The sequence below is a fragment of the Sphingobacterium sp. IITKGP-BTPF85 genome, assembly GCF_001006065.1.
GTDB classification, from domain to species: domain Bacteria; phylum Bacteroidota; class Bacteroidia; order Sphingobacteriales; family Sphingobacteriaceae; genus Sphingobacterium; species Sphingobacterium anhuiense.
Genome location: NZ_ASZT02000162.1, coordinates 1 through 11,244, shown reverse-complemented (window position 1 = coordinate 11,244; position 11,244 = coordinate 1). Strand labels below are relative to the sequence as shown.

At 31.9% G+C, this 11,244-nt stretch carries 13 protein-coding genes and 1 pseudogene; 9 read left to right on the top strand and 5 right to left on the bottom strand.

Translation table 11 applies throughout. The annotated features are described in order from the left end of the window. The 4 genes and pseudogenes from L950_RS30975 to L950_RS28950 form a co-directional block, all read left to right on the top strand. A pseudogene (locus L950_RS30975) lies at positions 1 to 257 on the top strand (nuclear transport factor 2 family protein); the annotation flags it as partial. Positions 258 to 500: 243 nt separating this feature from the next. Then, positions 501 to 1,442: an Rpn family recombination-promoting nuclease/putative transposase gene (locus L950_RS21805; protein WP_031286901.1), complete on the top strand. Its 942-nt coding sequence runs from the start codon at positions 501 to 503 to the stop codon at positions 1,440 to 1,442. 475 nt (positions 1,443 to 1,917) lie between these two features. After that, on the top strand, positions 1,918 to 3,012 hold the full coding sequence (locus L950_RS21800) for a Fic family protein (protein WP_021187895.1): 1,095 nt from the start codon (positions 1,918 to 1,920) through the stop codon (positions 3,010 to 3,012). Between the two features lie 246 nt (positions 3,013 to 3,258). Beyond that, positions 3,259 to 3,402 carry a hypothetical protein gene (locus L950_RS28950; protein WP_021187894.1) on the top strand — a complete coding sequence of 48 codons (144 nt, stop codon included), beginning with the start codon at positions 3,259 to 3,261 and terminating at the stop codon, positions 3,400 to 3,402. Positions 3,403 to 3,549: 147 nt separating this feature from the next. On the opposite strand, the gene L950_RS21795 is transcribed toward L950_RS28950, so the two are convergent. From L950_RS21795 to L950_RS21775, 5 genes are all read right to left on the bottom strand, one after another. Continuing rightward, entirely contained in the window at positions 3,550 to 4,482 is a 933-nt protein-coding gene (locus L950_RS21795; RefSeq protein WP_021187893.1) for a hypothetical protein, read from the bottom strand. Continuing rightward, positions 4,455 to 5,444: a hypothetical protein gene (locus L950_RS21790; RefSeq protein ID WP_021187892.1), complete on the bottom strand. Its 990-nt coding sequence runs from the start codon at positions 5,442 to 5,444 to the stop codon at positions 4,455 to 4,457. The genes L950_RS21795 and L950_RS21790 overlap by 28 nt, the downstream gene beginning before the upstream one ends. A 5-nt stretch (positions 5,445 to 5,449) precedes the next feature. Continuing rightward, positions 5,450 to 6,214, bottom strand: coding sequence for a carboxypeptidase-like regulatory domain-containing protein (locus tag L950_RS21785; protein ID WP_031286900.1), 765 nt, complete (start codon positions 6,212 to 6,214; stop codon positions 5,450 to 5,452). Then, entirely contained in the window at positions 6,204 to 7,025 is an 822-nt protein-coding gene (locus tag L950_RS27260; RefSeq protein ID WP_084825520.1) for a GLPGLI family protein, read from the bottom strand. Before L950_RS27260 ends, L950_RS21785 begins: the two co-directional genes overlap by 11 nt. Positions 7,026 to 7,093: 68 nt before the next feature. Further along, entirely contained in the window at positions 7,094 to 7,312 is a 219-nt protein-coding gene (locus L950_RS21775) for a hypothetical protein (RefSeq protein ID WP_021187890.1), read from the bottom strand. Between the two features lie 724 nt (positions 7,313 to 8,036). Between L950_RS21775 and L950_RS21770 the strand changes: the two genes are divergently transcribed. The 5 genes from L950_RS21770 to L950_RS21755 all read left to right on the top strand — a co-directional run bounded on the left by L950_RS21770 (position 8,037) and on the right by L950_RS21755 (position 11,026). Then, positions 8,037 to 8,360, top strand: coding sequence for a heavy metal-binding domain-containing protein (locus tag L950_RS21770; protein WP_052764504.1), 324 nt, complete (start codon positions 8,037 to 8,039; stop codon positions 8,358 to 8,360). Continuing rightward, complete coding sequence (locus L950_RS27255) at positions 8,323 to 8,823, top strand: hypothetical protein (RefSeq protein ID WP_021187889.1); 501 nt, start codon at positions 8,323 to 8,325, stop codon at positions 8,821 to 8,823. The genes L950_RS21770 and L950_RS27255 overlap by 38 nt, the downstream gene beginning before the upstream one ends. Positions 8,824 to 9,170: 347 nt before the next feature. Further along, positions 9,171 to 9,623, top strand: coding sequence for a hypothetical protein (locus L950_RS30970; protein WP_197086622.1), 453 nt, complete (start codon positions 9,171 to 9,173; stop codon positions 9,621 to 9,623). Positions 9,624 to 9,654: 31 nt separating this feature from the next. Continuing rightward, entirely contained in the window at positions 9,655 to 10,041 is a 387-nt protein-coding gene (locus L950_RS21760) for a hypothetical protein (RefSeq protein WP_021187887.1), read from the top strand. A 355-nt stretch (positions 10,042 to 10,396) separates the two neighbouring features. Next, positions 10,397 to 11,026 carry a hypothetical protein gene (locus tag L950_RS21755; RefSeq protein ID WP_156169810.1) on the top strand — a complete coding sequence of 210 codons (630 nt, stop codon included), beginning with the start codon at positions 10,397 to 10,399 and terminating at the stop codon, positions 11,024 to 11,026. Positions 11,027 to 11,244 lie beyond the last annotated feature (218 nt).

The following is an 11,244-nucleotide window of genomic DNA, read 5'->3' as shown; positions in this document are numbered from 1 at the left end:
TTTACAACAGACTTCAGTCAAAGTTCCGGCAGCAGAAGATAAAACCAATAGCCGTTCTGAAGTTATTTCCTTCTTGTAAAAGCAAAGGAGAGCAGTTAAACTGTAAAACTAGCACCACCATCGTACAGGAATCTGCGGACTATATGATAGCAAAAGTAACGATGCAGTTTGAAGGATTTACTAAAACTGATCTAGTGACATTGGTAAATGACGAAGGTAACTGGAAAGTATCCCAATCGATCAATTCTTACAAATAATCAAGCTTAATTCATATATTAACTAGAAGCCACGTCGTAAGATGTGGCTTTTTTTGTGTCCGGAAAGCAAGACTAGGTTAACAAGTTGATGCTTTTGTTGCCAGCTAGCCGACAACAAACGTTTACAAACGATTACAAACGTTTAATGACCGGCTAATAATTTTAGTTTTTCTGATGTTTGCTTTATGTAATTAATTATTTAAGCAAAAGCTAAAATTATGAAATCACGTTCAGCCCGTTTTTATTGATCCAACCACCGATGAAGGATTCAAGCGGTTATTCGGAGACAAGGTCAACCTGATCAACTTTCTTAACATCATTTTTCGTGGTCGAAAGACCATTGTTGATCTGACGTATAGAGATACCGAGCGTATCGGTGCAACCGAAGAGATCGGTAAAGTTATCTTTGATCTAGTAGTTCAGATCAGTACAGGCGAAGAGATCATCATTGAGATGCAGACCAGCAGTCAGACTAATCTAAAGCAACGCATGCTTTATTATGCCAGCAAGGTTATTTCAGATACGGCTCCCAAAGGAAACCGTAAAGCCTGGGGCTATGCCATTCCCGAAGTTTATACCATTGTCCTGATGGATGGTTTTCATATGCCAGGAGGTGATCATAAAACCTATTTTCATGATACTTGCCTGTGTAATAGAGATTCAGGGCAAATTTTTTACGACGGTTTGGGGTTTATCTATTTAGAAATTATTAACTTTGTTAAAAGCGAAGCTGAGGTTGAGGTTGAAGACGAACTGGATAAAGTATTCTTTATGCTCAAAAATATGTCTACGTTAAAGACCTTGCCACGGATCATGAAATCGGCGGTATTTCAACGATTCTTTCAATTGGCCAGCTACGCAAAATTGACAAAGGAGGAACGAACTATGTATGATATTAGTTTAAAACGAAAATGGGATGCCGAAGCAGTGCGGATGTATCAACAGGAACAAGTTGAAGGACTAGAAAAGCAATTGGGAGGACTAGAAAAGCAATTGGGAGGACTAGAAAAACAATTGAAAGAGGCTAAGCAAGCATCCAAGAAAGCAGTTGTAATTGCTAAAGCCCAAGGCGAACACAAAAAAGCCATTGAGACAGCTTTAAAATTTAAAAAGATGGGCTTACCTACTGCAGATATTGCAAAAGGTACCGGTCTTACTATTGAAGAGATTGAAAAGCTGAAATAAAATATATAAATTATATAGATAAACGTATAAAGCCATTCTGGACAGAATGGCTTTACTTGTATTATACCATCCTTACGGCTTCCCGTATTTTTTAATCAAACCGATCCCCACAAAAATCCCATTTCAGCAACAGCTGTTATTGGAGCCAATGCTTTGAGTGCAATCCGGAGCGAGCTTAGTCTTGTTTGCTTCGCAGATCCCTTCGGGATTCTTCGGTGGGCGCTCCCGCAATTATGAAAACAAACTGTAAAAACTACATAAAAGCATCTTATTATTAATAAAGTAAAGGATCCAGTATCTATCTATTGGATATTATGGTGTCGTAAATATTTACTAAGTTTGTGTTAACTGATGGCTTTAAGGAGTATTCTATACGATTGTAATATAGCTAACTATGATGTTGTTGTACTCGTCGTGTATTAAATTTATTTTTTGATACAGAACTATATTTAAGACTTTTATTAATTAATACGTAATGAGTAATTATACTATCCCAAATTTACCGTTAAGTGTAGATCTCGAAACAAAAATAGTTTTAAAAAAATTAGTTTCTGCTCATAAAGCTTTAGCAGAACTGAATGGAGTCTCCGAGACCATTCCTAATCAACAAATTATTATTAATACACTCGCGTTACAAGAAGCAAAAGATAGTTCTGCCATTGAAAACATTATAACTACGCAAGATGAACTTTTTAGCAGTGACGCAATTACTGATAATTTTGCTAGTCATGCAGCTAAAGAAGTTTTTAATTATGCGACAGCTTTAAAAAGTGGTTACGAATTAGTTATTAATAAAGGGTTAATAACTTCTAATAATATTATTGCCATTCAAGCTATATTGGAGGAAACGAGATCTGGTTTTAGGAAACTACCGGGCACCTCTTTAAAAAACGATCAAACTGATGAAGTCATTTATACCCCACCTCAGACTTTTATTGAAATTGAAGATTTAATGTCCAACCTTGAGAAGTTTATCAATAATGATGAACAATCAGATTTAGATGCATTGGTGAAAATGGCTATTATTCATCATCAGTTCGAAAGCATTCATCCATTTTATGATGGTAATGGTCGGACAGGTCGTATAATAAATATTCTATATTTGGTTAAGGAAAATCTTTTAAGTCTACCTATTTTATATTTAAGTAGATATATAAATCAGAACAAGGCTCAATACTATGAGTTATTGCAATATACAAGAGACTCTGGTGAATGGGAAAAGTGGATTATGTTTATGTTAGATGCTGTTGAAAAGACCTCCGTGCAAACAATTGAAATTGTTAAAGGAATCAAAGAAATAATGCAGTTTTATAAAAATAAAATTCGAAGTGAGCTCCCGAAAATTTATTCTCAAGATTTAATAAATAACTTATTTAAGCATCCTTATACTAAAATTGAGTTTTTTGTTGAGGATCTCGGTATTTCCCGTCAGACGGCTTCTCGTTATTTGGATCAATTGGTAGCGCTCAAATTGGTTTATTTACAGAAAATTGGAAAAGAAAATTTTTATATAAATATAGAGCTATATGATTTTTTAAACAAAGCAGCTCATCTTCATAAATTGATATAGGAATAGCATTTTGTGTTTTACGTGTTATAAAAAGATTAAAAATGTAACACGTGGTAATTACGTGTTATAAAAAGATTAAAAATGTAACACGTAAAATAAATCAAATAGATCATATAAAATAAACATCTAAAGCCATTCTGTCAAGAATGCTTTAGATGTTTTTATGCCATCCTTATGGCTTCCCGTATTTTTTAATCAAACCGATGCTTTATTTTCGGGCTTTTAAAACAGTATTCATCATACACCATGATCGTTACCAGTACCAATACCATCGAGGGGAGAGAAGTCCTGCGTTATTTTGATCCCATATCAGCAACAGACGGTATTGATAAGCAAACAATAGAAGATTATGATCAAGACCTGACCAAGAATCTAGACAGGCTGTGGTAAGTTGTTTATCATTAGAGAGTTACTTTCCATCTGCAGTTTTGCGGGGTTGATATTGCACAAAGCAACGGAAAACGAACTCCCATGGGGTACCGACTATTAAAGATCGAATAGCCCAAATGGTTATTGAGGATATTTTAGAACTTATAATTATCTAAAATTAAATTTAATTGAAAACAATAGTTGTGAAGGTCTTAACTGGTAGCTAGACTTGATTATTTGTGCTTGATCAAAATATAGTCTTGTAAAATCTCGATTATTTATGATATTATTCCACTTAATTTCAAAGTCAATTTTCTTTTTTCTATAGAAACGATACAGAAGGTTTAGAAATGGATAACTATTTTGATTATCTTGATAATTAAAGATGTAATAATCAAGATTCACATGAAATGCATGTTTTTCGATAGGGATAACATAAAAGTTTAAAAAGTGATTTTGTTGATTAAAATCAACCTGATTTAACATGCTTTTAGAAGTTCCTAGTGTGAAAGAATATTCATATTCAAAACCTAACGAGCTCAATTGATTATATGTTATTTTAGCTTTTGCAACATAGTTATTTACCTTATTTTCAATGAACTGATTTTGAATTAAAGAGTTTGTATTTAATAATGTATAACCAGTATTAAATTGAATGTTACTACGAATGTTTTGATAATATTTGCTCACATTGCCTAGGAAAGAAATTGAATTTCTTCTGTTTTTCATTGGTAGCAACTCGAATGATCTTTGTCCGTTATCTAAAATAGTTTCCGAATAAATATAATCTTTCTGTGTATTTGTATAATTCAAAGTGATATAACTCGCTATACTATTAAGTGGATTATTATATTTCCATTGATTTTCAATTTGAAACTCTTTCTGACGGGACAGATCTATCGGCATTTTAGTCACATTCAATGCATTCAAAATAGGATTATTGTAAATTTGATTAACATTTCCAAACGTTCGATTTATTCCGCTTGACATTTGCCACTCCCAAAAGTTTGGAAGTTTTAAGTTTGTGCGAATATGAGGTTCGAAAAATAAATTATTTCCTTTGTTCTGATACTCTAATGTTTTGATGTTATAGTACTGCAAGTTAATGGTAAGTCGATTTTTATTTTAAACCGATCCGTATTTCTGCTGATGATCATACTTCCGGTTTGTATAATGCGATTGATTGCAGTTTGATTCGAACTTAGAGATTCATTCAAGACATATAAATTAGATAACAAATCATTATGAACAGTTTTTAAATCTAAGGCTGGTGAGAAAATCCATTTTCCTTTAAAAAATTGCATTGATAGGCTATGAAATGTTTCTAGGTCTTTCGTATCTAGAGACTGTTTTAGCGTGTCTTGGGTTTGGACATCTAATTCAGGAATTAGGTATATGTTTTTTGATTTCAACAAGTAATTATATTCACTATGCTGATATTTGATATTGGATTTATAATTAATCTGGTGAATCTTGTTTTTACCAATTACCGTAGTACCTGTCAGAATATTTTGAAAGCCGACACTTGGTGTTGTTATATTTTGTGCTATTCTATTTGAATTCAGATCTGTGTTGTTATCAGTTAATTTGCGATTGTATTGGAAAGTGAAATTGTTTTTCAAATAATTATTCTTCCCATTTTGTTGAATAAAAAATGTTCCTTTCAGGTTTTTGTCCTTTATGTTATTATTGACACTTTCTTCGTAAGTTAAAATTTCCTCCTTTTCATTATTCTTTAATAGAATTGTAGTATTTTCGTTACCCTGTGTCCGGATATTATTCTGCCAGGTATCAATATTCCATTTTATTTCCCAATCACTGTTGAGTGGTTTTAATATATTTGAGGAAAAAACATTTGATTTATTATCTAAATAAATAGAAGATTTTAATGGAGGCAGCGAGAGTGTATTGGTTTTTAAAAAGTTTGTAAATGCAATTGGTTTTAAGTTTTCACTAATACCACTCATACTGACATTCGTAACATCATAGGAAGCTAGAATATCTTCCCCAGTATTGTTACTTTTTAGATCTATAAGAGCTTGAATATCCTTAGTGAACAACATCGGTGTTATATTAACATTCCACAATAAGGGGGATGCTCCCGCGCCGATACCTGCTCTTCCAGATAAGGATACATTTTTTTTAGTCTAATATTAAATGCAGCTTGATGAGAAGGGATTTTTCCTTCCAACATCTTAATTGGTTGATGGTTTTGGAGAATTTCAACAGATTCAACATCACGATTTGATAAAGCATTGGTAATGGTTCCATATCTCAATTCCATTAAGTCTTTACCTTCGACATAAAATTTGTTGATATATTGACCATTGTATTTTATTGTTCCATTTGGATCAACCTCAACGCCAGGTATTTTTTTTAATACATCTCCAATTGTGCGATCTTGATTGTTGGCAAAATTATTTATTAAGTATACTAGAGTATCACCTACAATTTTTATAGCAGGTTTTTCAATAGACACTTCTGGTATTTCAATAATGCGACCATCTAATTGAATAGAGATATGTTGATTTATATTTTGAATTTTTTTTGCGGCTCTACCATCAGTTAGATGACTAAACGCTAAATTGATTGATTTAGATTGATTTTGGAACTCAAGACTAAAAAAACCATTATTATCACTAAAACTATACGCTAAAACCGAGCTATCTGAAGGTTGGATCACCTGAATATTTGCTTGTGAAACAGCTTTACCGCTTTTATTTACAATAGTACCTGTTATTTTCGTTTGTGCGAAAATAACAATGTATACTCCTAATAAGACTAACGTAAGGAAAATACGGGTATAATAAAATAAGAATCTTTTAAGGCTCAAGTGTTAATTCAATAGGGTTGTTATATTTCTTTTTTTCCTCATCCAGTTTTTTTTGTCTGATTTCGATAAAATCTGGCATTTGCTCACTCTTTATTGTTTGACCTTCAAATAGCGCATTTGTGAATTTCCCTTTATAAATGACATTTCGCGTATTTTCTTTCGTCATTTTCACAATACCACTCAATTCACTTTTAGGAAATATGCGCGGAGATCTCTTTATCTTAAATATTTCAAATTTATGTGTGTTTAATTCATCTTGTATCGATATAATTAATCCTGGTAAATTATAGAATTTGTAAGGACCAAAAGGAACTGGTACATCTTTAGCATACCATGCGATCCAATTTCTTCCAAATAGTTTTGTCGTTGCTTTCAGACACACAATTCCTAAAATAGTTCTTGTTTCCTTAGATAACACCCAATTAGGAATGAATTTCTCTTGATATTCTGGATAAATTAAAGGATTTACTTCCGCTACTTCTTTAACTTTAATCGTATTTGTTGTACGATTAATATTAATAAAATAATCGTTATTTGAACGGTATTTCAAACCTGTCATCATTTTTGTGACATCATCACCAGAGGTATAGCTAGACATCGACTTTAAACTGTCCAGCATGTAACTAGCGCTAGAAGTAAACACTGATTCTTCATTGTTTACTAATAAGACCATATTTTCATCCTGGTATTCTTTCGCATTAATGTCTGTTTTATATGAATACTTGTACTGGACCATAGTACTGTATTTGGTTTGAGCTAAACTGACATTTACAAAACAAATTAATATAAATAAACTTATACTGTAATACATATATAAAATATTATTTTAAATTTAATGACGCTATACATACCTGTATAGCGTCTAAATTTAGTTAAAATTTAACTAATTTCAATAACATGCTTTTCGGGTATACTACCACAGCCTAAAACTTGATAATAATACATGTTGGCAGTCATTTGAACAGCATTTAAAACAGTAGGGCCTGATACAGTAAAAGATACACCACAACTTGTATTGTAAGTAACAGTGAATAATTTTGCGAATACAGATGTGCTTACAATTACACAAAGCGCAATAAGTGTTAAGGTTTTTTTCATATTATTAAGTTTGTAAAATGATTAGTTATATTGTTTAAATATATTGTTATTTTTAGATGTTAACAAATAATATTTAAAAAATAAAGAAATAAATAGTCGAAATGTGGTGAGTGATGTAAGTGAAAATTCGTTTAAGTTATCTTTGGAGCGTGTGTTTCGTGTGAAAATATAATTTTATATTATCTATTTGAGATACTAGTTTCTCATTTATTTATCTGAGACACTTTGAAATGCCTCAAGATCTCTATATTCCTTCAACGCAATTGATGATAATGTATTTCCAAAAGATAACATACAAAGATATTATTGTGAGAAAAGTGTAATTGCACAAGGGTGGCATTTAGAGATGGTAGAATCAGGCGGGTATGGCTTTATCTATGATCCGACTGCCTTAAATCTATTTCTTATACCTTTCTTTAAAAGATTTTTGAATATTAACTGACATAAAACTTTATCTAAAGTTTTATTATTCATCACATTTCATACTTTAGTGATTGTCGTCGAGCACAAATAAGCCATTGAGCCAGCTTTGAATTTGAAAGAGATAGGTTTGTCTATTTAACAGATTGCAAAAGGAACAGGCCTTACCATTGACGAGATTGAAAAGCTGAAATAAATTAAATAGATCATATAGATGTTTAATACCATCCTTACGGCTTCCCGTATTTTTTAATCAAAGCGATCCTTTATTTTCGGGCTTTTAAAACAGTATTCATCATACACCATGATCGTTACCAGTACCAATACCATCGAGGGGAGAGAAGTCCTGCGTTATTTTGATCCTATATCAGCAACAGCTGTTATTGGAGCCAATGCTCTGAGTGAAATAGGAGCGAGCTTCGTAGACTTTTTCGGTGGGCGCTCCCGCAATTATGAAAACAAATTACAGGAGCTATATAAGAGCGTAGTGGAGTCTTTAAAGCAAAATGCACGTAGCTATCGGGCAGATGCCGTTATAGGCTTCATCGTCAATATTGATGAGCTCTCGGGCAAAGGAACGCCAATCGTTCATGATCACCGCTATCGGTACTCCTGTATTGCTCAATGAAATTAAACATATACTAGCAGAAGCGGTAGGTGGAGATATCGATGGATCTGTTATTAAGAACAAAGTCAAAGCAAGCTTGATCATAGAACGCTATACCGGTATCTATACCATGGACAATGCTACAGCCGAGTTTATAGCCACATCCCGATTGACCGAATTTGTACCCCTGCTATTCAAAGCGATGAATGAAACAGGGGAGGATCAAGAATTCAAAGACCGTCAAGCTACGCTCTTTCGTTATTTTGATTTCCTGGACAAAGATCAAGCAATAGCCATACTCTATGGACAGTTGCTATCCGATGATTTAACCGGTGCGCAGTTTAAGATCATTTGCAAAGCTATCAGCAGTTCCAATCTTATCGATTACGATCAAGTGGCGAAACTGTTAGCAGGATCTTTATTGGCAAAAAAGGCAGCATTGAAGGTACTTAGCTTAGACAAAGACTGGTATGGGATTGGTTAATGTAGCCATAGCAATAAACTGGACTCTAGTTAGTTATTTTTAATGATCAGAGTTTGGTATGTATAGTAGCATTATCCTGTAAAAGGATCGATGTATGATTGGTAATAAAGAAATGGAATTAATGATCAAATTCTTTATATAGAAGAATTGAATATTTTAATCACAAAACGATAGCTTTATAAATGAAAACATCATCTTGGCGTTGGTCCAATTTCTTTTTAGGGCGTAAAAAAAAGAATTAAAGTGAAATATTAATGCAGATTTCTATTTCGATCATAATACTAAAAAAGTATTTTTGGAAAGTATTAGATATGGTTTTTAAATAATTGTGGCTGGTAAATTTGATTATGATTTATAAATATTACATTTCAGTTTCAGGTGATAATTTAATTCCCGAAAAATTTATGGGTAAAATTACTGGCGATTTTATTATTGATTCACATTTCAAATCAACTGATAAACGGGATTGTGATTTAGATAGAACTTATGATTATGGTGGAATTTCATTTTGGCATCCTAATAAATTTTCAACAAGGGAAAATATTTTAGATTATGAAAATGATTTTGTAAAGTTTATCGAAGATAACTATAGATTGTTTATTGAGAACTCTGCTACTGATTTTGAAATTTATATGGAAATTTATTCAGATGGAGGTCAATGTAATTTTGAGATTTTTAGTAAAATACTGTTGAAAAAACTTGCTAAGTATTCAGTTTCTTTGCCAATTAGTTTTTATGTCCTTAAAATTAGGCAAATGAAAAAATGGGAAAAGGAAGTAGGTATGAGTTGGAGGAAATAATAAAAAAGTTTTGACAATCTGCTTAATAAATATGACCTATTTTAAAAAGTTTGTTTATGATTTAAAGCCAGAATATTCTCTCCTAATAGAAGATGATGGTAAGGTCTGTTATGCATACCTATACATTAACAATAAAATAGTTGGTGATATCTGGTTATATAATACAATGAAAAGCCCGGTTAAAGCAGAATGGCACAGTCCAGATAATTTACCATTTTTAAATCCTATTGAATTTATCAAAGAGAATATCGAAACATTTGATGATGAAACCAATATAAAAATCAAGTGGGGCTTGGATAATAAAGTTGTTGCACTGATTTATATTTCAAATAGATTGATCGCTAGGTTATCAGAAGGTGATTTCCCAGGTAGCTCAAGTTTAGTAATTAAAGATGGGCCTCTTGCAATCGTAATGTAGAATTTAATATTGGAGAGCAAGTTTATGAGAATATAAGTAATAATAAGATTTGGACTATGATTAATAAATCGATTTGATTACAAAATGGGTATCAATCAATTTTATAATTTCATTGGTAAAAATGACGGTCTCCTAATTTTATGATTCCTCCCCAGAAAAACAATAGCAGCATTATCTGGAGATGAAAACTTGATCGGACAACTAAAGACTCTAGAAACTTCGAAAAGTAAGCATGTAATGTCTGAAGGAGCAAATAAAGGCTCGAATAAGAGACTCTTACGATGATGAAAAATTTGATCTTAACCTCTTAAGAAATCCACATAATTTGATTTATAAATCTAATAATGAAAACAAAATGATAAGAACCATTCTAATAATTTTGATTTTTGCCTTTATTTTTTCGTGCAACTCTAACGGTTCAAAAGAAGTCAAGGTTAATAATTCGAATAGGGACATTGAGATACGAGTAGAATCTGTTAAGAAAATAGAAAATCGATTAGGAAGAAAAATTAGTATTCAAGAATATATTCTCAGTCAGGATAATGAAGACTTTTATGAGAGAGTCAGTACTTTACCTATTTTTGGTAGAATCAAAGATGGTAAAATGTTTACAGGTTTAGTAATGTGGTTTAAGCATTATTACGATGAAAACATATCTTCCAAGGGTACTTTTCATGATTTTTTAGAAGATGTTATGAATAATCAACAAGATATAGAGGTTATTGAGAAAGTCGTTACTGAAAGTTATATGTTTTCAAAGAGTCCAGAAGTATTTCAACATGTGGAAAATCCAATATCAAAGATTATTAGTCAATTTACATATAAAAAAGAAACTGGAGATCAGTTTTATATTAAGAAAAAATTTCTGGAATCCTTCGGTGTCAAATATTCGATAGCATACTTATTTTATAAAAATGGATATGTATTGATCGAAGATGGATACGAACCATCTTCTTTTTTTCTTCCAATCAACAAATTATATTAATGGCAGTATATTATTCTTTTGATATTTTTTGGTATTCGCATTTGTCTTTATCAACGATCTTTAGCTCAGCAAAGAATCTCATTTTAGCTGCAGTATGTAATAATGCTTCTTCGGATATTTCTAGTTCGTTGATAAGCTTCTGCACAGTGTTTAATTTACATTTTAAAAGCAAATAAAAATGATTTTATGGTTTATAAGCACAAATGTTTTAGGACCTT